The organism is Pseudomonas sp. 2995-1 (genome assembly GCF_002742505.1).
GTDB classification, from domain to species: domain Bacteria; phylum Pseudomonadota; class Gammaproteobacteria; order Pseudomonadales; family Pseudomonadaceae; genus Aquipseudomonas; species Aquipseudomonas sivasensis.
In genome coordinates this window covers 39,503-63,094 of record NZ_LJSA01000377.1, presented here as the reverse complement: position 1 = coordinate 63,094, position 23,592 = coordinate 39,503, and the positions used below count along the sequence as shown (strand labels likewise).

Here is a 23,592-nt window from a genome sequence, read left to right as displayed (position 1 = left end):
TCAGTTCTTGTAGTCGGTATCGCTGCGTTCCAACTGCCGAATCAGCGCATTCCAATGCCGCGCCACGCCCGGCCCCTCGCCGCTGCTATGCGCCTTGGCCTGTTCTTCAACCTTCGCCACTACCTCCTGTGGCGGAAAGACCAGCTCAGCATTCCCCGCCGCTTGCGCCGCGATCTGAATATTGCACGCACGCTCCAACCCTTGCAGCTGCTGGAAGGCATGTTCGACGCTGATACCCGCCGTCAACAGCCCGTGGTTGCGCAGGATCATCACGCTCTTGTCGCCCAGATCCGCCACCAACCGCTCACGCTCGTCCAGGTCGAGGGCGATGCCTTCATAGCCGTGGTAGGCCACTCGCCCGGAAAAGGCGATGGAGTGTTGGGAAATCGGCAACAAGCCGTCCTTCTGCGCGGACACCGCAATGCCATCGCGAGTATGGGTGTGCAGCACCGCTTGCAAGTCATGGCGCGCGCCGTGGATGGCGCTGTGGATCACGTAGCCGGCGTAGTTGATACCCAGGCCGGTGGGGTCGTCGACGATCGTGCCGTCGAGGTCGACCTTGACCAGGTTGGAGGCGTTGATTTCATCGAACAACAGGCCGAAGGCGTTGATCAGGAAATGCTCCTCCGGGCCCGGTACACGGGCGGAGAAGTGGGTGTAAATATGATCGGTCCACTTGTACAAGGCCGCCAGGCGGTAGGCGGCGGCCAGCTTCACGCGCACTTCCCACTCTTCTGGCGTGACGCGTTGACGAACGTTGTTGGAGACGCTGGAAATCGAGGTGACGCTGCTCATGGCAAAACTTCCTGGATGGCCTTAAGGACTTCCAGGCAAGCCTAGGGGATGCTCAAAAATAATAAAAAGCACATTTTAATCTAAGCTAATTATTATTTTTTTTCATATCAAGCCGCATCCCGAATCTTGTGCAACGACGCCGCCACCCATTTGCCAAACGCATCCACCGGCCCTTGCAGGTTGCCGAGGAAATGCGGGTAGATGAGCCAAAGGTCCATCACCGGTTTGAAGTCCTTGAGCGGCATTACCGCCAATTGTTCGCGGTGAGCGCTGCGCTCCAGCAAGGGACGCGGCACCAGGCCCAAGCCCAGGCCATCGGCGACCAGACCCAATTGCAATTCAGTGCCGAAGGTTTCCAGGTTGACCCGCAGCGCCAAGCCCTGATCGGACAAGGTGCGTTGCAACCCGGCACGGAACCCGCAGCCGTCCGGGTTAAGAATCCACCCGTTCTGGTACACATCCGCCAGCTTGCAGGGTTTTTTCGGCAACTGCGCCTTGGCGCACACCACCACCAACTCCATCTTGCCGATAGACTCGCCAACGATGTTATCCGGGAAGATCTTGCCTGCCGGGAACAACGCCGCCGCCGCATCCAGTTCGCCCCGTTCAATCTTGCCGACCAACTGGCTGCCCCATCCGGTCGCGACCTGGGCGCGCAGTTCAGGGTACTCAGTGCGCAGCAGCTTCAGCGCGTCCAGCAGCACTACATCGCCGATGGTCTGCGGCACGCCCAGGCGCAGTACGCCGGAGGGGGGTGCGTCGGTGGCTACCAGCTCACGCAAGGCATCCATCTCGCGCAGGATCAACCGGCATTGTTCATACACGCGGGTACCGATCAACGTCGGTTTGAGGGGCTTGGTATTGCGGTCAAACAGCTCCACCCCCAGCGCCTGCTCGAAGTTCTGCACGCGGCGAGTAATGGCCGGCTGGGTCAGTTGCAACGACTCGGCGGCATGGCTGATGGACTGGCAACGAATCACTTCGACAAAGGCATCGATATCGTCAATTTTCATTTGGGCCGCACATAGAGAACAGTCATTAAGATGTCCGCGAAGCATAGTTGCAGGAACGTTATCTGAATAGCCCACGCTGTGATCGATAACGTCTAACGCTATACACGCCGGTTCTAAATTACCTTCAGCTATAAGCTAATCATTAAAAAATAGCATATTAACTATAAACATTATGCTTAGATAAACCCATCAACACCGACTGATGGAATTGCCATGACCCAGGCCCGACACCCCGAGAGACTCAGAGCCTTCATTGGCGCCCTGGCGGAACTGATCGACGGCAATCCGCGCGAAGGCGACCTGTTGCACCGTGGCGGCAAGCTGCTCGCGCAACTGGTCAGCCATGATGACTGGCTCCCCGACGAATTCGCCCAACCCAACCCCGAGCGCTACCAGCAATTTTTGCTGCACGCCGATTCGCGCCAGCGCTTCAGCGTCGTCAGTTTTGTCTGGGGTCCGGGGCAGACCACGCCGATTCATGACCACCGGGTGTGGGGGCTGATCGGCATGTTGCGCGGCGCGGAGTTTTCCCAAGGGTTTGAACGCGCGCCCGACGGCAGCCTGGTCGCCGAAGGCAAGCCTATTAAGCTGGTGCCGGGCCAGGTCGAAGCCGTATCGCCCAAGGTCGGCGACATTCATCAGGTCAGCAACGCCCACAGCGACCAAGTGTCCATCAGCATTCACGTGTACGGCGCCAATATCGGTGCGGTACGCCGTGCGGTGTACCAGCCCGACGGCAGCGAGAAACTGTTTATCTCCGGTTATTCCAACGCCTTCCTCCCGAACATCTGGGATTTGTCCAAAGAAAAGAGCCCTGCCCTATGAGCACCGTACCGACCCGCAATTTCGCCCAGATTCGCCAGGCCCTGTTGGACCATGCAGAAGTCGCCCTGATCGACGTGCGCGAAGAAGCGCCGTTTGCTGAATCCCACCCGCTGTTCGCGGCGAATATCCCGCTGTCCAAGCTGGAGCTGGAGGTGTATTCGCGCATTCCACGGCGTGATACCCAGGTCACCGTCTACGACAACGGCGAAGGTCTGGCCAGCCGCGCCGCCGAGCGCCTGATTGCGTTGGGCTACACCCAGGTCAGCCTGCTCGAAGGGGGCCTCAATGGCTGGCGCAGCGCCGGTGGCGAGCTGTTTATCGACGTGAACGTGCCGAGCAAAGCCTTTGGCGAACTGGTAGAGAGCGAGCGTCACACGCCGTCCCTGGCCGCCGAAGAAGTGCAGGCCCTGCTCGACAGCCACGCCGACGTGGTGGTGCTCGACGCCCGCCGCTTCGACGAATACCAAACCATGAGCATTCCCACCAGCATCAGCGTGCCCGGTGCCGAACTGGTGCTGCGCGCCCGTGAACTGGCGCCGGACCCGGCCACGCGCATTATCGTCAACTGCGCCGGACGCACCCGCAGCATCATCGGTACCCAGTCGCTGATCAATGCGGGCGTGGCCAACCCGGTATCCGCACTGCGCAATGGCACCATCGGCTGGACCCTGGCCGGGCAAACACTCGCCCACGGCCAGGCGCGACGCTTTGCCCCGACCTCGGAAGAACATCGCCAGGTCGCCGCCATCGAGGCACGCCGTGTCGCCGACAAAGCCCGCGTTGGCCGTGCCACCCTGGACGATCTACACGCCTGGCAGCAGCAAACCACTCGCACCACCTACCTGTTCGATGTGCGCACCCCGGAAGAATTCGAAGCCGGTCACCTGCCCGGCGCGCGCTCCACCCCCGGCGGCCAATTGGTCCAGGAAACCGATCACGTGGCCAGCGTACGCGGCGCACGCCTGGTGCTGGCGGATGACGACGGCGTGCGCGCCAACATGTCCGCGTCCTGGCTCGCCCAACTGGGCTGGGACGTGCACGTGCTGGACGACCTGCAAGCGGCGCACTTCAGCGAAAAAGGCATCTGGGTCGCCCCGGTGCCCACGCCGCCCCAAGCCGAACTGATCAGCCCGCACACCCTCGCCGACTGGCTGGCCCACGGCGACACCGTGGTGCTGGACTTCACCGCCAGCGCCAACTACGTCAAACGCCACATCCCCGGCGCCTGGTGGGCCCTGCGCGCGCAACTGCCCCAGGCCCTCGCCAAAGTGCCGACCGCCGAGCGCTACGTGCTGACCTGCGGCAGCAGCCAACTGGCGCGCCTGGCGGTGGCCGAAGTCGAAGCCATCACCGGCAAGCAAGTGTTCCTGCTGCAAGACGGCACGGCAGGCTGGATCAACGCGAAATTGCCCCTGGAAGAAGGCGAAACCCACCTGGCCTCACCACGGATCGACCGCTACCGCCGTCCGTACGAAGGCACCGACAACCCCAAGGAAGCCATGCAGGCATATCTGGATTGGGAGTTCGGTTTGGTTGCCCAGTTGGCCCGTGATGGGACCCATGGGTTCTACGTGATCTGATCATCTAACACACCTGCCTCTGAATGGGGGCAGGCTTCACCGACCCCTTTCCAGGCGGAGGTAACCCACACCTTTTTTGATCTGCCTGGAGCCTCTATCCCATGGTCTTTACCACCCCCTTCAAGCGCCTGTTCCTGGGTACTGCCCTGGCCCTTGGCCTGGCCACCAGCGCCCACGCCGCCGACCTGCAACCACTGCGGGTGGCCAATCAGAAATCGACGATCAAGACGCTGCTGGAAGTGTCCGGCGAAACCAAAGACGTGCCCTATGCCATCCAGTGGTCGGAGTTCCCCTCCGCCTCGCCCCTGGGCGAAGCCCTGAATGCCGGCGCGGTGGATGTCGGTGCCTTGGGCGATGCGCCTTACGTGTTCGCGCTGGGTGCCGGGGCGTCCTTAAAAGTGGTCAGCATCATCCACGCCGAAGGACGCAACACCACCGCGCTGCTGGTACCCAAGGACTCGCCAATCAAGACGGCCGCCGACCTCAAGGGTAAGAAAATCGTCACCGGGCGTGGCTCCATCGGGCATTACCTGGCGATCAAGGCGTTGGCCAGCGCGGGCCTGACCAGCCAGGATGTGCAGTTCATCTTCTTGCTGCCCGCCGAATCCCGCTTGGTGCTGGATAACGGCACCGCCGATGCCTGGGCGACCTGGGACCCTTACACCACCGTGGTGACCTCCCAAAGCCAGGCGCGAATCATCGCCAGTGGCAACACGCTGTTGAGCAACCACCTGTACCTCGCGGCAACCAGCCAGGCCATTGCCGACAAGCGCACGCAGCTGGACGACTTTGTCGCCCGCGTCGATCGCGCCTACGCCTGGGCCAATACGCACCCCAACGAATACGCCGCCGCCCAGACCAAAATCACCGGCCTGCCACTGGCCGTGCATGTGGCCGTGGCCAAGGAAACCCGTCTGAGCCCGGTATTGATCGACGACAGCGTGATCAGTGGCCTGCAAACCACCGCCGACACCTACCAAAAAGAAGGCCTGCTGACCAAACACATCGACGTGTCACAGGGCTTCGACAAAAGCTTTAACGCCAAGCGTGCCCCCAACAACCAAGTCTCGCGCTGAAGGAACAGAACATGAGCCAGCCACGTCAACTAAAACCACGCCATTTAAAACTGGGTGCCATGGTCCACGGTGTCGGCCACGGCTGGGGCGAATGGCGCCACCCGCAGGCACAACCGAATGCCAGTACGAATTTCGGCTTCTACAAGCAGCAGACTGAACTGGCCGAAGCTGCCAAATTCGACTTTGTGTTCATCGCCGATAGCCTGCATATACACGCCAAATCCAGCCCCCATTACCTCAACCGTTTCGAGCCGCTGACGATCTTGTCAGCCCTCGCGGCATTGACCACCCATATCGGCCTGGTCGCCACCGTGACCGTCAGCTACACCGAGCCCTACCAAGTGGCACGTCAGTTCGCGTCTTTGGACCATATCAGCGGCGGCCGCGCCGGATGGAACGTGGTCACCTCGTGGCTCAGCGGCACCGCCGATAACTTCGGCAAGGCCGAGCACCCGCCCCATGCCGTGCGCTACCGCATCGCCAAGGAACACCTGAACGTGGTCAAGGGCCTGTGGGATTCCTGGGAGGACGACGCCTTTGCCTACAACAAGCAAAGCGGCGAGTTTTTCACCCCGGACAAGCTTCACGCGTTGAACCACAAGGGCGAGTTTTTCTCGGTCAAAGGCCCGCTGAACATTGCGCGTTCGCGCCAGGGCCAGCCCGCAATTTTCCAGGCCGGCACCTCGGAAGACGGGCGTAACTTTGCCGCCGAACATTCCGATGCGATTTTTGTGCATGTGGAAAGCATCGAAGAAGGCCTGGCCTACTCCCAGGACCTCAAACGCCGTGCCAAAGGCTTTGGCCGCGATGCCGACAGCCTGTCGATCCTGCCGGGCATCCGCCCGATTGTCGGGCGCGACGAGGCCGAAGTGGAAAGCCGCTACCAGCAGGCCGTGGAGCTGGTCACCGTGGAAGACGCCATCGTCGCCCTCGGCCGCCCGTTCAACGACCACGATTTCAGTAAATACCCCCTGGACGACCCCTTCCCGGAACTCGGCGACTTGGGCTCCAACAGCCAGAAAGGCGGCTCCGATCGCATCAAGCAACTGGCCAAGGACGAAGGCCTCACGCTGCGTGAAGTGGCCCTGCGGTTCTCGCGGCCCAAGCGTGATTTTGTCGGCACCCCTGAGCAAGTCGCTGATGCGATCCAGACCTGGTTCGAGCGCGGTGCCAGCGATGGCTTCATCGTCAACTCGGTGCTGCCGGATGGCTTGCAGTACTTCACCGAATTGGTGGTGCCGGTGCTGCAACAGCGCGGCCTGTTCCGCACCGAATACACCGGGCAGACCCTGCGCGACAACCTGGGCCTGGACGTACCGGTCAACCGCTACAGCGTCGAGGTGCAAGCGCCGCAGGAGGCATTGGCATGAGCGAATCCCTTAACCGTCAGTTGGCGGCGCTGCACGCCGAGCGTGTAGCGACCTGGGCCCCGGCGGCATTGCAAGTCAATATCGACCAGCGCCAGCGCCTGGTGGATGAAGCGCGGGTAGACGACTACGTGCAGGTGGGTGATGAGCTCGACCCGTTTACCTTGCTCAACGTCGAAGGCGGCGAACTCAACCGCGAGCTGCTGTTGGCAGGCGGCCCGGCGGTGCTGATCTTCTTCCGCTTTGCCGGCTGCCCGGCGTGCAACATCGCCCTGCCCTATTACGAGCGCCAGCTGTACCCACGCCTGCGCGAATTGGGTGTACCGCTGGTAGCGATCAGCCCGCAAGTGCCGGAGCGCCTGGTGGAAATCAAGACCCACCACGCGCTGCAACTGCTGGTCGCCAGCGACCCGGATAACAACCTCGGGCGGCGCTTGGGGATTCTCTACAGCTTCGATGAAGCCTCGCGTAACGCGGCATTGGCCAAGGGCAATCACATCGGTGAAACCACCGGTACGGGGACCTGGGAGTTGCCCCAACCGACCGTCGTGGTGATTGCCCAGGACGGCACGGTCGCGTTCGTAGACGTTAGCCCGGATTGGCTGGTACGTACCGAAGCCGAGCCGGTGGTACAGGTGGTGGAGCGCTTGTTGGGCCAACAGCCTGTGCGCCTCGCCATCTAAGCCAAAAATCCTCTGTGGGAGGGGCAAGTCGAATCGTCGCGCCGCCCCTCCCACATTTTTGACCGAGTACATTCTTATGACCCAACCGTCTCTACGCTCCGTGGAAGTCGCCAATTTCGAAGCCTTGCTCGAACGCCTCACCACCGAGCTGGCCAGTACCGCGCCGCAGTACGATGACAGTGGCGCCTTCCCCCACGCCAACTTCCAGCTATTGCATGAACACGGCCTGGTCGCCCTCACCGTGCCCAAGACACTGGGCGGCGGCGGTGCCAGCCTGCCTCAGGCGCGCAAGGCGATCAGTGCGATTGCCAAGGGCGAGCCGTCCACCGCGCTGATCCTGGTGATGCAATACCTGCAACACACACGCCTGCAAGACAGCAAAACCTGGCCCCAGCACCTGCGCGTGAAAGTCGCCGAAGACGCAGTGCGTAACGGTGCGCTGATCAACGCCCTGCGCGTCGAGCCCGACCTCGGCACCCCGGCCCGTGGCGGCCTGCCGGCAACCACTGCGGTGCGCACTGCCGAAGGCTGGCGCATCAGCGGGCGCAAGATCTACTCCACCGGCAGCCATGGCCTGAGCTGGTTCAGCGTGTGGGCGCGCAGTGACGACGCCGACCCGCTGGTGGGCGCCTGGCTGGTGCCCAAGGACAGCCCCGGCGTGAGCATCATCGACACCTGGGACCACCTCGGCATGCGCGCCACCTGCAGCCATGAAGTGGTGCTCGACAACGTGCTGGTGCCGCTGGACAACGCCGTCAGTGTCAGCCCTTGGAGCGCACCGCAGCCGGAGTTGGATGCGGAGGGTTTCCTGTGGATGTCGGTGCTGCTCTCGTCGGTGTACGACGCCGTGGCCCAGGCCGCGCGGGACTGGCTGGTGAACTGGCTGGAAGAACGCACGCCGTCCAACCTCGGTGCGGCGTTGTCGACCTTGCCGCGCTTTCAGGAAACCGTCGGGCATATCGACACCCTGCTGTTCGCCAACCGCAGCCTGCTCGACGCCGCCGCCGACGGCCACACCCCGGCCGCCAACGCCGCACAGTTGAAGTACCTGGTCACCAACAACGCTGTTCGCGCGGTGGAACTGGCCATCGAGGCTTCCGGCAACCCTGGCCTGTCGCGCCATAGCCCGCTGCAACGCCACTACCGCGATGTGCTGTGCAGTCGCGTACATACCCCCCAGAACGATGCAGTGCTGCAAGGCGTCGGTAAAGCCGTGTTCGCCCAACGCCAGAAGGAACGCACATGACTCAAGTGATTATTGCCAGCCAGTTGGACGAAGACTACAACGACGTGATCCGCGCTCGCCTGCGCACGGTCCACCCCGAAGCCCAGGTGATCGGCGTTCCGGTGGGCGTGCCAAGCGACCTGCCGCCCCAGGCGAATATCCTGTTGCTGCGTCCGATCAACGTGCGCGGCTACACCGCCCCGGATACCCCGCCGCCAGGCTGGCCCTACGGCGCGCAATGGGTGCACTTGGTCTCATCGGGCATCGACTTCTACCCGCAATGGCTGTTCAACGGCCCGCCGGTGACGACCTCCCGGGGCAGCGCCGCCGACAACCTGGCCGAGTTCGCCCTGGCGGCGATCTTTGCCGCGTCCAAGCATTTGCCGGATATCTGGGTGAAGGATTCTCAGTGGAATTTCACCCCGCTGCGTCCGCTCAAGGGCACCACATTGGGCATTCTCGGCTTTGGTGCGATTGGTGAACGCCTGGCGCAGAAGGCTCACGCGCTGGGAATCAAGGTGGTTGCGCTGCGCCAAAGCCCGACCCCGTTCGGGATCGACGGGGTCGAGGCGGCAAGGGACATCCACGACCTGTTCGCCCGCGCCGACCACCTGGTGCTCGCGGCACCGCTGACCGAGGCTACGCGCCATATCGTCGATCGGGACGTGTTGGGCAGCGCCAAGCCGGGGCTGCATTTGATCAACATTGCGCGCGGGGGGTTGGTGGATCAGGAGGCGCTGCTGGAAGCGCTGGATAACGGGCAAATCGGCCTGGCATCGCTCGACGTGACCGAGCCGGAACCGTTGCCGGATGGGCACCCGTTGTATACGCATCCGAGGGTGAGGTTGTCGCCGCATACGTCGGCGATATCGACCGACAGCCGTAATGAGATTACTGATACGTTTTTGGCGAACCTGGAGCGGTATGTTTTGGGTGTGGAATTGGTGAATCTGGCTAATGGGTGATGCCGTTTGAGTGTGGGGTTTGTTTGGGTTGCGGTTTGTTGGGGGGACATATCCGTTTCTGCGGTCACGGCGGGTATTGGTTCCGCCCTTACGGCGGGTCACTTTGGAAAAGCCCCAAAGTAACCAAAGGGCTCTTGCCCCAACACTCGGCACCTCGCCTAGGCTCGGTGTGCCCGCACTCCGGCTTGAATCCGTGGGCCGCCGCGATGGGCCATCCATGGCCCAGCGCGGCTAACCCGGCGTCCTGCCGGGTTACCCACGGATTCAAGCCTGCGTTCGGCCAGCGTGTTTGACGGGGCGCCTGAGATCAAGATCAAAAGCGCAGATCAAAAGACCGCTGACTTCGTCAGCGAAAAGGATGTAAGAGCCAAATCAAAAGCAGATCTAAAGCAGATCTAAAGCAGATCTAAAGCAGATCTAAAGCAGATCTAAAGCAGATCTAAAGCAGATCTAAAGCAGAGCAAAAGCAGAGCAAAAGCAGAGCAAAAGCAGAGCAAAAGCAGAGCAAAAGCAGAGCAAAAGCAGAGCAAAAGCAGGACAGCAGGCTAGGACCTATCTGTCTGATCTATGGAGATCAAACTGTGGGAGGGGGCTTGCTCCCGATAGCAGTGGGTCAGTCACAGCTGCATCAACTGACACACCCTCATCGGGAGCAAGCCCCCTCCCACATTTGGACGGAGTTGGAGCTGAGAACCCGGTCGGCTCTAAGGCCGCCGCGGCCTTGCTTTTGATCTGAAATCGCCCCGTCAACAACGATGGCCGGAATTCGACATTGATTTGGGGGGTAAACCGGCAGGGATGCCGGTTTAGCCGCCCTGCGCCATGGATGGCGCGTGGCGGCGGCCCCCCAAATCAATGTCGGATTACGGGCACACCGAGCCTAAGCGAGGTGCCGAGTGGTGGGGCGAAGGCCTTTTGGTTACTTTTGGCTGGGCCGGCATTCCGGCCTTTACAAAAGTGACCCGCTGTAAGAGCGGAACCATAGGCGGCCGTTACCGCAGCAACGGATATGCACTCGATCCCATCCAACATCCTGGTCGGCTAAACACCACCTGCGGTAAACCAAGCTCACCACAACAGCAGCATTGCCAACCGAACGGATCATTTGATGCGGTAGTGAAAGGTATTCCGCACAGCCGGCACCACAACAGCCTTGCCATCAACGATCCTTGGCTGATAACGGAAGGTGTTCGCCGCCGCCAGTGAAGGACGCATGAACAACGGGTGGCAGCCGTCCAACACCTTGGGATTTTCCACGCGGCCTTGGGTGTTGACGCTGTACTCCAGGGTGCAATCGCCTTCGATGTTCTTGTCCAGAGCACGCTCTGGGTAGTCCGGCGCTTCCTTGCTCAGAGGCTGGTATTGGCGGCTATCAAAGGCCGGTGCCGCTGCAGGCGCAGGTGTGGCGACGCGGGCTTTTTCCGCAGCCAATCGCTCCTGGGCCTGGCGCTGTAGTTCCAGCTCGCGGGTGCGTTGTTCGGTGGCCAGGCGTTCCTGTTGTTGCTCGATTTTCTTTTCTTCGACGCGTTTACGCGCCAGGGCGGTTTTCTCCAGTTTTTGCGCCTGGATTCGGGGGTCGACCGCAGGTTTCACTGGTACCGGAATCACCACCGGCTCCGGCGGCGCAGGTGCCGGTGCAGCAACCACCGGTTCTGGTACTGCCACCGGCGCAGGCGGCAGCATGACCAACTGCGTGTGCATCACCCGAGGTGCCTCCACGATCGGTTTTTCCGTCGACCAGCCCACCATCAACGCCGCCAACACGCCCACGTGCAGCGCCACCGCCAGGCTGGCGGCGAAGCTGTTTCGCCACACGCCGGAGGTATCCCTGGGTTCCATCACAAGCGTCGGACTGTGCATGATCATCGCCGTCATTGCGGGGCCTCGGTCACCAGCCCCAGGTTGCTGACACCGCCTTTTTGCAACACCGCCATGGCTGCAACCACACGTCCGTAGCCGGCGTTGTCGTCGGCGCGGATGTACACCTGGGTGTCGCTGCGTGCCGCCACCACCTGCATGACCTTGGCGCCCATTTCGTCCAGGCTCACGGCGCTGTCGGTCTGGTGCTGGGTGTCGAGCTCGCCGCCGAGGTTCCAGTAGTAGCCGCCATCGGCCTTTACCGACAGCGTCAGGATCTGCTGGCGGGTATCGGTGGCCAGCGCCTCGGCGGCGACCTTGGGCAGCTCGATCTTCACGCCCTGGGTCAGCATTGGCGCGGTGACCATGAAGATCACCAGCAGCACCAGCATCACGTCGATATACGGCACCACGTTCATTTCGGCCTTGGGCCCGTGCTTGCGTTGCGGCCTGACTAACATGGGAGTTGCTCCTTTCAGGCGGCCACGGCCAGGTTGATCGGCGCACCGCGCAGGGTGCGGTGCAGGCGCACTTGCAGCTCATTGCCAAACGCGTAGTAACGGGTGAGCAGCGTCTGGCCACGCGCCGCGAAGCGGTTATAGGCGATCACCGCCGGGATGGCTGCAAACAGGCCGATGGCTGTGGCGATCAGCGCTTCGGCAATGCCCGGCGCCACTGTCGACAACGTGGCCTGTTGCACTTGGGACAAACCGATAAAGGAATTCATGATCCCCCACACCGTGCCAAACAAACCGATGTACGGGCTGACTGAACCCACGGTCGCGAGGAATTGCAGGCCCTTTTCCAGCTCGATTTCCTGCTCGGTGATCGCCACCTGCAAGGCCCGCTCAACACCTTCGAGCACCGCCGGGTCATGGCTGTGCAGGTGCTGGTATTCCTGGACGCCGGCAATAAAGATCGGCCCAATCCCGCCCTCGCCCGCCTGCACGGTTTCGCGGTACAGCGGTTGCAAGTCCGACGCTGCGCGAAAGCGCTGCACGAAGCCATTCAACTGGCGCTCCAGGCGGCGCAGTACGCTGCCGCGCTGGATGATCAGGTACCAGCTAAGCAACGACGCCAGCAGCAAGGTGATCATGACCGCCTTGACCAACAGGCTGGCGTCACTGATAAGGCCCCAGATCGTCATATGTTCCATCGTCGCGTGCATGGTGATGTCCTATTCGATTAAAAAGTGATGACGGGGTGATGACGGTTCACGGCAATTTCAGCGCACGGGTCACGTCAGCCCACGGTACGAATTTAAAATTCTGGGTTTGCTCGGGCATGCGCTTGCGGCCGTCCTGCACCACCAGCATGCCTTGGCTCCAAGGCCCGCCCAGGTTGATGGCGGTGACCTCCAAGCCATCGGTTTCCGAGGCGCCGTCGATACCGGCGGCGGCATTGAGGCCGACGCGAAACCCACCGTGAATCGCAAACGGCGGCTCGGCATCCACCACCAGGTAGCTGTCGTTGCCTTGGCTTGAGATCACCAAATAGTCGCGTTTGTCGCTCTGATACAGCGCCAGGCCCTCGACGTCCGCGTGCAACTGCGGGCCGACCTTGATCACGCTAGTGAGGGTGGCCGGTTGATCGGCACGAGCGTCCACCGCCCACACCCCCACGTCTTCTTCGCCGATAAACAAGCGCTGGCGCTGGTCGTCGGCCACGCAGCCTTCAGGCTGGCTGTCGACCTTGAACTGGCGCACCAGCTCACCTTGCACACGGCCATCCGGGGCGCTCAGGCGGTATTGCAGGAAGGTGCCGTCCTTGCCGTTGGCGATGGCATAGATCTCGCCGCTGGCGGGCTGATACAGGCAGATGCCATAGATTTCCTTGAGCGGCGTAGGCACTTCACCGGCTTCGCGCAACTCGCCGCTCTGACGGTCGATGCTGAATACGCTGAGGCTGTTGTGATCACGATTGCTGGCGACGGCCAGATCCACGGTCTGGGCGCCCAGCTTGAAGTTGGGGCGGACGTCGACGTTGTTCAGGCGTCCGACCGCCAATTCCTGCAACAGCTTGCCGTCAAGGTCATAGGCCAACAGGCCTTGTTTTTTGTTGGTGCCAAGCACGCGGCTTTTGGCCGGGGTGTCGGGGTGAATCCAGATCGCCGGATCATCCGCCGCATCACCCTGGCGGCCGACTGGGTCGGTTTGGCGCACGGCGGCGACTTCCGGCAGTACAGGATCTGCCGCTACCGGCTTGGCCTGCCAGTTGAGCTTGCCCTGGTAGAGCGTGCCGCTGTCGTCGTCGCGTACCAGCAGCTGTTGGCCGTTGACGCTCAATTGCTCGGGTTCTTTCAGGCCAGGCAAGCTCAGGCTCGGCTGTTCCACCCAGCGCTCGCCGGTCCTTTGGAACAGGTGAAGTTGCGCAGTCTTTGGATCGAGCGCGACCACGCCACCCGGCACCAGGGCGACGGCACCGGCTTCACGTTTGGGATTATCGAACACCGCCACCGGGATGCGTTTCACGTCCGCTTCCGGGTGCGCCGGGTAGGCCCACCAGCCGACATTTTCTTCATTGACTATCAGTTGATTCGTCCCGTCGTCCACCTGGCAGAACTGCGCCGATGGTGGCAGCGGCAAACCGCGCACACGCTGGGGTTCAGTCAGCAGCGTCGCGCCATTGCCCACCAACCATTGCTCGCCCTTGCCCTCCTCACCCACCAAAAACACAAACAGGTTGGCCGCTGAATCGCGGTACAGGCACAGGCCGCTCACCGGGTAATCGCGGGCCGGCAGGTACAGCGGTTTGCCCCAGGTTTTGCTGGCGGCGTCGAGGGTGATCAACAGCGCTTGTTGACGATCATTGTCGAGGCTGGCGACCAGTACCTGGGCGCCTGCGGTGCGGGTGTCGAGGCTGCTGAAGTTGCCTTTGAACCGGGTCAGTTCAGTGCCTTTGGCGTCGAGCAGTTGCAGGCCGTCGCGGGTGCTGGCGGCCAGGCGCTCGGGGGTGCTGGGGAGGAAAGCCACTGCTTCGGCGTTCAGGGATGTCGCCCAAGGCGTCAGGGTCAGGTCGGCAGCCAGTGCATGAGTGCAGGTCAACACCGATATCAGCAAGTACAACGTGGAGATTCTCATGTACAAACAAATCCTTCGAAAACAATGGAGTTCCCATGTGGGAGGGGTCTTGCTCCCGATGAGGGTGTGTCAGTCAGCAGATGTATTCACTGAACCACCGCTATCGGGAGCAAGCGCCCTCCTACATTGGAATCGAGGTGTGAGTTAGAAATGGGTGAAGGTCAGGCCGAGCTTGTAGGTCGGGCCGTACTCTTCGTATTGGCCGTTGTAGCTGCGGTGGCCGGTGTAGACGAAGTACGACTCATCGGTGAGGTTCTGGGCCTCGAAGCTGACTTGCAGGTTCTTGGTCAGCGAGTAGCGCGCGCTGAAATCGACGAAGGTCTGCGCGTCCACATGCAGGTCGTGGGCCTTGTCGTTGATCGAGGCCAGTTCATACAGGTAGGCCGATTTGTAGTTGGCCGACAGGCGCAGGCTGAGCTTGTCGTCTTCCCAACCGAGCATCAGGTTGCCGACGGTGTCTGATTGGTTCGGCAGGCTGATGTTGCGTTTGCGGTTCGTGCCGCTGGCGGCGTCGAAGCCTTCGATATCCGCGCTAGAGCGGCTGAAGGTGCTGTTGGCGCCGATCAGCAGACCGTTCCAGGGCGCGGGCAGCCAGTCGAATTTCTGCGAGTAGGCCAGTTCCAGGCCATAGAGCTTGGCGCTGTCGCCGTTGGCGTAGGTGTGGGCCTCGGAGAAGTCGGTCCAGGCGCCGGTGCCGGCCACGTCGGTGTTGTAGACGAAGTTCTTGATGTCTTTGTAAAACACGAACGCCGAGACGGTGCCGGCGCGGCCCATGAAGTGCTCGATGCCAAGGTCGAGGTTGCTCGATTCCAGGGGCTTGAGGTCCGGGTTGCCAAAGGTGGCTTCGTCATCGTCGATCACAAAACCCGGCGCCAGTTGGCCGAAGGTCGGGCGCACCACGGACTTGGTCCAGGCCGCGCGCACCTGGGTGTTTTTGTCGATCTGGTAGCGCGCATGCAGACCCGGCAGCCAGTGGTGATACTGGCGCTTGGTCTCGGTGGCAGTGAACACGCCATCGGTGGCGCCGGTGCCCTTGGCTTCGAACTCGGTGCCTTCGTAGCGCAGGCCGGCGATAAAGCGCCAGTCGTCGATGTCGATGGTGTTCATCAGGTAGCCGGCGTTGATGTCTTCGCGAATGGTGAAGTCGTTGACCCGGGACTCGGTCTCGTCATAAAAGTCCGCTGCATTGAGGCTGCCGATCAGTTGCTTGATGCCGCTGGCGCTGATGCCTGGCCCGTAGTTGCCCAAGCGATAGTCGACACTGCCCTTCTGGAACTGGGTCAGGTTGAGCTGGTCGGCGGTGTAGCCAAGGGTGTCGAAGTCCTTGTAGACCCAGGCCTCCAGGTCATTGTCCTTATTACGGCGACTCACCTTGCCACCGAATTTGACCTGGGACGCATAGCCGCTCAGGTCGTAGTCGCGGGCCAGGTCCAGGCGCAGGTTTTTCTCGGTGTCCTTGGTGTTCTTTTTTTCCCAATCAACTTTGTCGAGCGTGAAGTTGCTTGGGTCGTAGAAACCGGCACCGATGATCGGCCGTGGCTTGTCCTTGTCGTAGAAACCGCTGTTGGCAAAGTCGCCGCCGTCGAAGGTGGCTCCGGCGATGTGCGCCGGGCTGTCTTCGCTCGATTGGCTGTAGCCGGCCTGACCGCTGAGGGTCCACAGGCCAAGCATGCGCTCACCGCCGAACACGTAGGACTGGATTTCCTGGGTTTCCTCACGGTTCTTCAGCTTGCGCTTGGCTTCAGCGTCGCCCAGTTCACCAGCGGCTTGGGGGTCGGCAAATTCAATGCTGGTGGAGTTGCGGGTTTCGGTGTCTTTGTAGCGGCTGTAGAGGGTGCGCAGGTAGTAGCTGCTGAGGTCATCGGGCTTATAGTCGAAGTTCAGTCCACCGCCGGCGCGTTCGCGGCTGATGTCGTAATCACGCTGTTCGAATTCGTTGAGTTTGGCGCCGTCGGTGAAGTCCCAGGCACCGCCGGTTTCGACGTTGTCCGAGCCAAAATCACGCTTCTGCCAGCTTAGGGCTGCGGCTACGCCAAAGTTGTCGATGCCATCGCCGAGGCTGAAGCGGTTGCTCGCCGCGCCGGAGAATTTGGGGCTGGTCTGACTCGTATTCTTGTCGTAACTGGCTTCGGTGCTGCCGGTGTAGAACAGGCCTTTGTGGTCGAAGGCCGACAGGCTCTGCACGTCGACGGTGCCACCGAGGGAGTTAGCATCCATGTCCGGGGTGAGGGTCTTGATCACCGACAGCGACTGCACCAGTTCTGACGGCAGCACATCAAGGGCCACGGCGCGGCGCGCGCTTTCCGGGGCGGGCACCAGGGTGCCGTTGATGGTTACGCTGTTGAGGTCCGGGCCGAGGCCACGCACGCTGACAAATCGCCCTTCGCCCTGATCGCGCTCGACGCTGATGCCGGGCAAACGCTGTACCGCTTCTGCGACGTTTTCATCCGGCAACTGGGCCACGCCGTCGGCATGCACCACGCTTTTGATGCTGTCAGAGCTGCGCTGCTCTTTAAGCGCTTGATCGATGGCAGCGGCCTGGCCGACCACTTCGACATGCTCGGTGGTAGTGGCCTCGGCGGCGCTCAACCGTTCGCTGGCAATCGCCAGGGCCAAGGCGGTGAGCGTGAAGCTGACGAGCCCGGTGCGCTTGTACATGAAATCCTCCCCAAGAATCCGTTGGCGCCAGGCAAATGGCCCGGCAACTGGGAGGGCAAGCTAGGGGTGGGGGATTACCGTTCTGTGACAGGAGTTGGCGCGAAGCCCCGTAAACCGGGGGTTTTGCCCTAACCGGGACGTGGAATGAGCTGATATGACCTGTGGAGATCCCCTGTGGGAGGGGGCTTGCCCCCGATAGCGGTGGGTCAGCAGGCCTATCTGTTGACTGATACACCGCCATCGGGAACAAGCCCCCTCCCACATTTTCTGATCTCCAGTGTGTTTGAGGTGAGCTGATTCGACCCTCCCACGCCGTCATCCAACCGTCACATCCATCTGCTGTGCTGGCGCCCATCGCTCATTCGCCCAAGGACCCGCGGCCATGTTTTCCGTGCTCAAACCTCATCGCTGGAAACTCGCGCTCTTGCTCATTGCCGCCAACGCCGGGCTGATCCTGCACCTGGCCTGCGGCGAGTTGAAAAGCGTCAGCGAGTGGGTCTGGCTGGATATTTTCGGCGAAGGCGGTTCCGCCCTGCTCGCCCTGGTGTGGCTGGGCCTGGTGCTTAAAAGCCGCCCCGCCGGGCGCGTCACCAATTACCTGGCGCAGGGGCTGTCGTGCATCTTCTTTTCGTGGTGGATCGACAGCCTCGATGAGTTTATCCGCCTGCCTGACAGCATCACCTGGGACCACTGGCTGGAATCCGGGCCGATGCCGGTGGGCATGATTCTGCTGACCATCGGCATCTACCACTGGCACCGCGAACAACTGGCGATCAGCGCGCAGATGGAAAAGCGCGAACGGCTATTTCGCGAGCACCGGCTGTTCGACAAACTCACGCCCCTGGCCGGTGCCGACTACCTCAAGCGCCAATTGGCCGACAGCCTGCACGACAGCCGCGAACAGCAACAACCGCTGTCACTGCTGGCCCTGGACCTGGACAACTTCGCCGCCATCAACCAGGCCTACGGGCATGCCGAAGGTGACGCCGTGCTCCAGGCCCTCAGCCATTTGTTGTTGCTCAATCTGCGCCGCCAGGACTTGCTTTGTCGACTGGCCGGTGACCGCTTTGTGGTGCTGCTGCCCAACACCGGCGAGCGCCAGGCCAAAGAGCTCGCGCTGGAGTTGCAGCAAGCGGTACATGGCCTGGCCCACAAAACCCGGCAACAGGGCGAACGCCTGCAACTGGCGGCGACCACAGCGGTAGTAATGGCCCTGGACGAGCCGCCCCAGGACTTGCTCAAGCGCCTGAACCTGGCGTTGGCCAGGGCCAAGCAACCTCTCGCGAAAAGCGCCTGAGATGGCGGTGAAAACCAACTGGTATGAGGCCGACAGCCGCTTCATACCAGGGCACAACCAACCGGCCACGCTGATTGACCTGGCCCTGTCCCGTGACATCGACAGCCATCGTTTGCTGCGCGGCACCGGGCTGTTCCACGAGGACATCCTGGCCGGAACGGCGCGCTTGAGCCCGCAGCAATTCCTGGCACTGATCGGTAACAGTCGAAAGCTGCTGGATGCCGACGACAGCAGTTTTCTGTTGGGCCAGCGCTTGCTGCCCGGCTATTACGGCGCAGCCAGCCATGCCTTGGGCCATGCACAGAATCTGCATCAGGCGCTGGAGATCCTTATTCAGCAACAGGTGCTGCTCAGCCCGTTGGTCACCCTGCAAGTGGAGCTGGATGAGCGCCACGCCTACCTGTATTGGCTGGACAGTTGCGGCGCTGGCGAGCAGTGGCGGTTTCTGCTGGAAGCGAGCATGACGTCGCTGGTTGCCATGAGCCAATGGCTCAGCGGCGAGCGTCTGCCGTGGGTGTGCAGTTTCAGCCATGCCGAGCCGCGTTATGTCGAGCAGTATTGGGTACATCTGGGCGAAGAGACGCGCTTCGAGCGCCCGCTGGACATGATGTGCATCCCCCGCGAACACCTCACCCGCGCCTGGCCCGGGGCTTCGGCTACCGCCGGCCAGGTCGCGCGCCAGCAGGCTCGCGAACAGATCGAACATTTGGGCTTTGCCGGCAGTTTTCTCGATTGCCTCTACGACTATTTGCGCGAGCAGGTGCGCCAACCGCCGAGCCTGGAACAGGCGGCCCAGGCCTTCGCCATGAGTCCGGCGACCCTCAAGCGCAAACTGCACAAACACCACACCGGCTTTCAGCAGCAAGTGGACCGGGTACGCAAACAGGTGGCGCTGCACCTGTACCAGGTCAAGGGCTACAGCAATGATGAAGTGGCGGCGTACCTGAACTTCAATGATGCGGCGAACTTTAGACGCTCATTCAAGCGCTGGACTGGCAGCACCCCGAACCTGATCCGCCAGTTGTTCAACAGCCGCTAGCCAGGCGCTCGCGCAGGAACTCCACCAACGCCTGCACCGGCCGCGAGCTTTGCCGATGTTGGGGATAGACCGCCGACAAGGTCAGGGCTTCGGGGGCGAAGTCGTCGAGAATGGTGATCAGGCGACCGTCCTTCAACGCGTCGCCAACGATAAAGGTCGGCAGGTAAGTGACGCCCAGCCCGGCGATGGCGGTGTCACGCAACAGCTCACCGTTATTCACGCGCATGCGACCGCTGACATTCAGCGCCTGCACCTTGCCCTTGAAGCGCCATTGCACTTGACGGCCATGGCCATAAGGCAGGCAGTCGTGTTGAGCCAGATCATCGGGTTGCAAGGGTGTGCCGCGCAGAGCCAGGTAGTCGGGGCTGGCGCAATACACCCGCTGGATGCTGGCGATACGGCGGGCGATCAGGGTGGAATCTTCCAGGGTGCCGATGCGCAACACCAGGTCGTAGCCTTCGCCGATCAGGTCCACGGGGCGATCGCTGAGGTCGACCTCCACCGACACTTGGGGATGGCGCTGCAAAAACAACGGTAACAGGCAACCCAGGTGCGCCATGGCAAACGACAACGGCGCACTCAGGCGAATGGTGCCGCGCGGTTCGCTGTTCTGGCCGGCGATGCCCTGCTCCACTTGCTCGACTTCACCGAGCAGGCGCAAGGCGGATTCGTAGTAGCTCTGGCCCAGGGGCGTGACATCCAGCCGGCGCGTCGAGCGGTTGAGCAGGCGCACGCCGAGGCGATCTTCCAGCTGGATCAGGCGGCGGCTGACGAATTGCTTGGACAGGCCCAATTGTTCGGCGGCAGCGGTGAAGCTGCCGGATTCCATGACCTGGCAAAACAGGCGCATGTCTTCGAAGGGGTTCATTGTCGCTTCTCGGTGGACGATGGGCTGATTTATAACTGGATGGTCGCAACACCACAAATCAAATGTGGGAGGGGGCTTGCCCCCGATTGCGGTGTGTCAGTCTCAATAGCTTTGACTGAGGCACCGCTATCGGGGGCAAGCCCCTCCCACATTGATCACCTACAGGCTTGAAAACCGGTTACTTGGCAGTAAACGCCGAGTAGCTGTTCATCAGGTTGCGGTAGTTGGGGATGCGCGGCGACAGCAGGTTGGCCAGGCCTTCCATGTCGTTGCGCCAGTCCACTTGCAGCTCGCAGGCCACGGAGAACCAGTTCACCAGTTGGGCGCCGGCGGCGGTCATGCGCGCCCAGGCGGCTTGTTGCACGGTTTCATTGAAGGTCCCGGAAGCATCGGTGACGACGAACACTTCGAAGCCTTCAGCGAGGGCACACAGGGTCGGGAACGCTACGCACACGTCCGTCACTACACCGGCAATGATGATCTGCTTGCGGCCGGTGGCCTTGACCGCCTTGACGAAATCTTCGTTGTCCCAGGCGTTGATCTGGCCAGGACGGGCGATGTACGGCGCGTCCGGGAACAGTGCCTTGAGTTCTGGCACCAGTGGGCCGTTAGGACCGCCTTCAAAACTGGTGGTCAGGATGGTCGGCAGGTTGAAGAACTTCGCCACGTCGGCCAGGGCCAGTACGTTGTTCTTGAATTCATTGGGGGAGAAATCCTGTACCAGGGAGATCAGGCCCGTCTGATGGTCGACCAACAGTACGACGGCGTCATCTTTGTTCAAGCGCTTGTAAGTCATGGGTTAACTCCTTGGGGGGTTTTAAAAGGCAAAACACGAGCAGCCGAACGCACCCCAGAAGCCCTGGAAGTCGCTGACCGGCACGCTGGAAAGACGGGCTTTCTCATGGCTGTGGGAATGCACGCCGCACGGGCCGCTGCATTGGTGTACTTGAGCTTGCAAAGGTGAACTTGGACGCCAGTGACCCGGCACCTTGACCACCGGCGACCAGTCCGGCAGCACCGGCACGCGCGGCGGTGCGTAGTCTTCGAAGTCGCCGGCGCCGTACACGACCTTGCCGCCCACCACGGTGAGCACTGACTCGATCCACTTGATGGCTTCTTCATCGACACTGAAGAAGTCCGCTGACAGCGCGGCGACGTCCGCCAATTGGCCGACCTTGATCTGGCCTTTCTTGCCCTGCTCGGACGAGAACCAGGCGCTGCCATGGGTGAACAGCTCCAGCGCGGTGAGGCGCGGCAGACCTTCGGCGTGCAGTTCCAGGCCGCCGACGGTACGGCCGCTGACCATCCAGTACAGCGAGGTCCAAGGGTTGTAGCTCGACACCCGCGTGGCGTCGGTGCCCGCCCCTACCGGCACGCCTTCGGCGAGCATGCGCTTGATCGGCGGCGTGGCTTCGGCAGCCTTGGCACCGTAGCGCTCGACAAAATACTCACCCTGGAACGCCATGCGGTCCTGGATCGCAATGCCGCCGCCGAGGGCTCGAACGCGCTCGATATTTTTCGGGGTGATGGTCTCGGCGTGGTCGAAAAACCACGGCAGCCCATTAAACGGGATGTCGCGGTTGACCTTTTCGAACACGTCGAGCATGCGCGAGATGGACTCGTCATAGGTGGCATGCAAGCGGAACGGCCAGCGTTGTTCCACCAGGTGGCGCACCACCGGTTCCAGCTCCTGCTCCATGGTCAGGGGCAGATCCGGGCGCGGCTCCAGGAAGTCTTCAAAGTCTGCCGCCGAGAACACCAGCATCTCGCCGGCGCCGTTATGGCGCAGGTAGTCATCGCCCTGGTGCAGGGTGACGCTGCCGGTCCAGTTCTTGAAGTCGCTGAGTTCTTCCTTGGGCTTCTGGGTGAACAGGTTGTAGGCGATGCGCACCGTCAGCTGTTCGTCCTTGGCCAGTTGCTCGATCACCGCGTAGTCATCGGGGTAGTTCTGGAAACCGCCGCCGGCGTCGATGGCGCTGGTGAGGCCCAGGCGATTGAGTTCACGCATGAACTGGCGCGTGGAGTTGACCTGGTATTCCAGCGGCAGTTTCGGGCCCTTGGCCAGGGTCGAATACAGAATCATCGCGTTGGGCCGCGCCACCAGCATGCCGGTGGGGTTGCCGTTGCTGTCGCGCACGATCTCGCCGCCCGGCGGGTTCGGCGTGTCTTTGGTGTAGCCGGCCACGCGCAACGCGGCGCGGTTGAGCAAGGCGCGGTCATACAGGTGCAGCACAAACACCGGCGTGTCCGGCGCGGCCTGGTTGAGTTCTTCCAGGGTCGGCATGCGTTTTTCGGCGAACTGGAATTCGTTCCAGCCGCCCACCACGCGCACCCATTGCGGCGTGGGCGTGCGGTCGGCCTGGTCCTTGAGCATGCGCAGTGCATCGGCCAGGGACGGCACGCCTTCCCAGCGTAGTTCGAGGTTGTAGTTCAGCCCGCCACGGATCAGGTGCAGGTGGGAGTCATTTAGGCCGGGAATCACGGTGCGGCCCTTGAGGTCGATGACCTGGGTGCCGCTGCCACGCAGGGCCATGGCCTCGCCATCGGTGCCGACGGCGACAAAGCGGCCCTGGCTGATGGCGACGGCGGTTGCGCGCGGGTTTTCACGGTCCACGGTGTGGAACTGGCCATTGAACAGAATCAGATCGGCGTTCATAGGGTTTCCTTTACAGAGGCTTCAAGCCAGGGTGCGAACAGGCGGGTAGCCGCCGGCATCAGCAGGTACACCACCAGCAGCACGATGGTCAGGGTGACCAGGAAGGTGGAGACCACGTAGTTGGACAGGAACGGGTGCAGACGCAGGATGGGCCCCCAGATAAACGGCAAAAGCAAGGTCTGCGGCAAAATCACAAACAGGCTGACGACCGCCTGTTTCCAGCGCGGCGGCTTGGCGGCGCTGTCGGCCAGGGGCGCGAACCAGAATTCGTTGACCGCACCGATCTCGGTCTTGTCGCCATCGGCCAGCATCGGCGAGGCTTCGACAATCAGGGTTTTACGCTCGGGGGAGTCGAGCCAGGTTTCCAGGTCGTCGGTGGAGCGGTAGCGCAATACGCAAGTGAATAGCGCCAGGTTGTTCTGTTTGCTGCGCACCACGTCGACACCCAAGTGCCCTGGGCGCTCGCCGGCGATGCGCACGATGCGGCGCAGCCAGGCTTCGTAGTTGGCTTCCTGGCCTTGCTTGATCAAGTGTTTGACGACCAGGGTGACGACTTCGTCGGGTCCCGTCTGTGGTGCTGGGTCCATGGTGTGCCCCTCTGCCTTGAA

At 61.9% G+C, this 23,592-nt stretch carries 20 protein-coding genes; 9 read left to right on the top strand and 11 right to left on the bottom strand.

From position 1 onward, the window contains the following. The gene (locus tag AOA61_RS17620; protein ID WP_032886594.1) at positions 1-795 is read right to left on the bottom strand and encodes a class II aldolase/adducin family protein; all 795 of its coding nucleotides are present in this window, start codon (positions 793-795) and stop codon (positions 1-3) included. A 107-nt stretch (positions 796-902) separates the two neighbouring features. Continuing rightward, a complete protein-coding gene (locus AOA61_RS17615; protein WP_032886595.1) occupies positions 903-1,808 on the bottom strand; it encodes a LysR family transcriptional regulator in 906 nt (301 codons plus the stop codon). A 213-nt stretch (positions 1,809-2,021) separates the two neighbouring features. Between AOA61_RS17615 and AOA61_RS17610 the strand changes: the two genes are divergently transcribed. The 7 genes from AOA61_RS17610 to AOA61_RS17580 all read left to right on the top strand — a co-directional run bounded on the left by AOA61_RS17610 (position 2,022) and on the right by AOA61_RS17580 (position 9,529). Then, on the top strand, positions 2,022-2,633 hold the full coding sequence (locus AOA61_RS17610) for a cysteine dioxygenase (protein WP_032886597.1): 612 nt from the start codon (positions 2,022-2,024) through the stop codon (positions 2,631-2,633). After that, positions 2,630-4,213 carry a rhodanese-related sulfurtransferase gene (locus tag AOA61_RS17605; protein ID WP_099602258.1) on the top strand — a complete coding sequence of 528 codons (1,584 nt, stop codon included), beginning with the start codon at positions 2,630-2,632 and terminating at the stop codon, positions 4,211-4,213. Before AOA61_RS17610 ends, AOA61_RS17605 begins: the two co-directional genes overlap by 4 nt. Before the next feature lie 101 nt (positions 4,214-4,314). Continuing rightward, a complete protein-coding gene (locus AOA61_RS17600) occupies positions 4,315-5,289 on the top strand; it encodes an ABC transporter substrate-binding protein (protein WP_032886599.1) in 975 nt (324 codons plus the stop codon). An 11-nt stretch (positions 5,290-5,300) separates the two neighbouring features. Beyond that, positions 5,301-6,659, top strand: coding sequence for an LLM class flavin-dependent oxidoreductase (locus tag AOA61_RS17595; RefSeq protein WP_032886600.1), 1,359 nt, complete (start codon positions 5,301-5,303; stop codon positions 6,657-6,659). Beyond that, the gene (locus tag AOA61_RS17590) at positions 6,656-7,339 is read left to right on the top strand and encodes a peroxiredoxin-like family protein (RefSeq protein ID WP_099602257.1); all 684 of its coding nucleotides are present in this window, start codon (positions 6,656-6,658) and stop codon (positions 7,337-7,339) included. Before AOA61_RS17595 ends, AOA61_RS17590 begins: the two co-directional genes overlap by 4 nt. 76 nt (positions 7,340-7,415) lie before the next feature. Next, the gene (locus AOA61_RS17585; RefSeq protein ID WP_099602256.1) at positions 7,416-8,585 is read left to right on the top strand and encodes an acyl-CoA dehydrogenase family protein; all 1,170 of its coding nucleotides are present in this window, start codon (positions 7,416-7,418) and stop codon (positions 8,583-8,585) included. Next, positions 8,582-9,529 (top strand): D-isomer specific 2-hydroxyacid dehydrogenase family protein, encoded by a 948-nt coding sequence (locus AOA61_RS17580; protein WP_099602255.1) that lies wholly within the window; start codon positions 8,582-8,584, stop codon positions 9,527-9,529. The genes AOA61_RS17585 and AOA61_RS17580 overlap by 4 nt, the downstream gene beginning before the upstream one ends. 1,101 nt (positions 9,530-10,630) lie before the next feature. Here AOA61_RS17580 and AOA61_RS17570 read toward each other — a convergent pair. The 5 genes from AOA61_RS17570 to AOA61_RS17550 all read right to left on the bottom strand — a co-directional run bounded on the left by AOA61_RS17570 (position 10,631) and on the right by AOA61_RS17550 (position 17,124). Beyond that, positions 10,631-11,404: an energy transducer TonB gene (locus tag AOA61_RS17570; protein ID WP_099602253.1), complete on the bottom strand. Its 774-nt coding sequence runs from the start codon at positions 11,402-11,404 to the stop codon at positions 10,631-10,633. Further along, complete coding sequence (gene tolR, locus AOA61_RS17565) at positions 11,401-11,847, bottom strand: protein TolR (protein ID WP_032889397.1); 447 nt, start codon at positions 11,845-11,847, stop codon at positions 11,401-11,403. Before tolR ends, AOA61_RS17570 begins: the two co-directional genes overlap by 4 nt. 14 nt (positions 11,848-11,861) lie before the next feature. Beyond that, a complete protein-coding gene (tolQ, locus tag AOA61_RS17560) occupies positions 11,862-12,554 on the bottom strand; it encodes a protein TolQ (protein WP_099602252.1) in 693 nt (230 codons plus the stop codon). 46 nt (positions 12,555-12,600) lie between these two features. Beyond that, positions 12,601-14,466 (bottom strand): phytase, encoded by a 1,866-nt coding sequence (locus AOA61_RS17555; RefSeq protein WP_099602251.1) that lies wholly within the window; start codon positions 14,464-14,466, stop codon positions 12,601-12,603. Between the two features lie 144 nt (positions 14,467-14,610). Next, a complete protein-coding gene (locus AOA61_RS17550; protein WP_099602250.1) occupies positions 14,611-17,124 on the bottom strand; it encodes a TonB-dependent receptor in 2,514 nt (837 codons plus the stop codon). A 382-nt stretch (positions 17,125-17,506) separates the two neighbouring features. On the opposite strand from AOA61_RS17550, the gene AOA61_RS17540 reads away from it, so the two are divergent. Next, complete coding sequence (locus AOA61_RS17540) at positions 17,507-18,421, top strand: GGDEF domain-containing protein (protein ID WP_099602248.1); 915 nt, start codon at positions 17,507-17,509, stop codon at positions 18,419-18,421. Position 18,422: 1 nt separating this feature from the next. Then, positions 18,423-19,460: an AraC family transcriptional regulator gene (locus tag AOA61_RS17535; RefSeq protein ID WP_032889410.1), complete on the top strand. Its 1,038-nt coding sequence runs from the start codon at positions 18,423-18,425 to the stop codon at positions 19,458-19,460. On the opposite strand, the gene AOA61_RS17530 is transcribed toward AOA61_RS17535, so the two are convergent. From AOA61_RS17530 to AOA61_RS17515, 4 genes are all read right to left on the bottom strand, one after another. Next, positions 19,447-20,328 (bottom strand): LysR family transcriptional regulator, encoded by an 882-nt coding sequence (locus AOA61_RS17530; RefSeq protein ID WP_095184514.1) that lies wholly within the window; start codon positions 20,326-20,328, stop codon positions 19,447-19,449. The two genes, AOA61_RS17535 and AOA61_RS17530, sit on opposite strands and share 14 nt — an antisense overlap. 178 nt (positions 20,329-20,506) lie before the next feature. Beyond that, the gene (ycaC, locus tag AOA61_RS17525; RefSeq protein ID WP_032889415.1) at positions 20,507-21,124 is read right to left on the bottom strand and encodes an isochorismate family cysteine hydrolase YcaC; all 618 of its coding nucleotides are present in this window, start codon (positions 21,122-21,124) and stop codon (positions 20,507-20,509) included. Between the two features lie 21 nt (positions 21,125-21,145). After that, positions 21,146-22,984, bottom strand: coding sequence for an amidohydrolase (locus AOA61_RS17520; protein ID WP_095184513.1), 1,839 nt, complete (start codon positions 22,982-22,984; stop codon positions 21,146-21,148). Continuing rightward, on the bottom strand, positions 22,981-23,571 hold the full coding sequence (locus AOA61_RS17515) for an antibiotic biosynthesis monooxygenase (RefSeq protein ID WP_032889421.1): 591 nt from the start codon (positions 23,569-23,571) through the stop codon (positions 22,981-22,983). Before AOA61_RS17515 ends, AOA61_RS17520 begins: the two co-directional genes overlap by 4 nt. Positions 23,572-23,592 lie beyond the last annotated feature (21 nt).

Coding starts and splice junctions, on each gene's coding strand:
- AOA61_RS17580 (WP_099602255.1), top strand. CDS start 8,582: ATGACTCAAGTGATTATTGCCAGCCAGTTGGACGAAGACTACAACGAC.
- tolQ (WP_099602252.1), bottom strand. CDS start 12,554: ATGCACGCGACGATGGAACATATGACGATCTGGGGCCTTATCAGTGAC.
- AOA61_RS17615 (WP_032886595.1), bottom strand. CDS start 1,808: ATGAAAATTGACGATATCGATGCCTTTGTCGAAGTGATTCGTTGCCAG.
- AOA61_RS17590 (WP_099602257.1), top strand. CDS start 6,656: ATGAGCGAATCCCTTAACCGTCAGTTGGCGGCGCTGCACGCCGAGCGT.
- AOA61_RS17555 (WP_099602251.1), bottom strand. CDS start 14,466: ATGAGAATCTCCACGTTGTACTTGCTGATATCGGTGTTGACCTGCACT.
- AOA61_RS17530 (WP_095184514.1), bottom strand. CDS start 20,328: ATGAACCCCTTCGAAGACATGCGCCTGTTTTGCCAGGTCATGGAATCC.
- AOA61_RS17610 (WP_032886597.1), top strand. CDS start 2,022: ATGACCCAGGCCCGACACCCCGAGAGACTCAGAGCCTTCATTGGCGCC.
- AOA61_RS17550 (WP_099602250.1), bottom strand. CDS start 17,124: ATGTACAAGCGCACCGGGCTCGTCAGCTTCACGCTCACCGCCTTGGCC.
- ycaC (WP_032889415.1), bottom strand. CDS start 21,124: ATGACTTACAAGCGCTTGAACAAAGATGACGCCGTCGTACTGTTGGTC.
- AOA61_RS17600 (WP_032886599.1), top strand. CDS start 4,315: ATGGTCTTTACCACCCCCTTCAAGCGCCTGTTCCTGGGTACTGCCCTG.
- tolR (WP_032889397.1), bottom strand. CDS start 11,847: ATGTTAGTCAGGCCGCAACGCAAGCACGGGCCCAAGGCCGAAATGAAC.
- AOA61_RS17540 (WP_099602248.1), top strand. CDS start 17,507: ATGTTTTCCGTGCTCAAACCTCATCGCTGGAAACTCGCGCTCTTGCTC.
- AOA61_RS17515 (WP_032889421.1), bottom strand. CDS start 23,571: ATGGACCCAGCACCACAGACGGGACCCGACGAAGTCGTCACCCTGGTC.
- AOA61_RS17570 (WP_099602253.1), bottom strand. CDS start 11,404: ATGACGGCGATGATCATGCACAGTCCGACGCTTGTGATGGAACCCAGG.
- AOA61_RS17605 (WP_099602258.1), top strand. CDS start 2,630: ATGAGCACCGTACCGACCCGCAATTTCGCCCAGATTCGCCAGGCCCTG.
- AOA61_RS17585 (WP_099602256.1), top strand. CDS start 7,416: ATGACCCAACCGTCTCTACGCTCCGTGGAAGTCGCCAATTTCGAAGCC.
- AOA61_RS17595 (WP_032886600.1), top strand. CDS start 5,301: ATGAGCCAGCCACGTCAACTAAAACCACGCCATTTAAAACTGGGTGCC.
- AOA61_RS17520 (WP_095184513.1), bottom strand. CDS start 22,984: ATGAACGCCGATCTGATTCTGTTCAATGGCCAGTTCCACACCGTGGAC.
- AOA61_RS17620 (WP_032886594.1), bottom strand. CDS start 795: ATGAGCAGCGTCACCTCGATTTCCAGCGTCTCCAACAACGTTCGTCAA.
- AOA61_RS17535 (WP_032889410.1), top strand. CDS start 18,423: ATGGCGGTGAAAACCAACTGGTATGAGGCCGACAGCCGCTTCATACCA.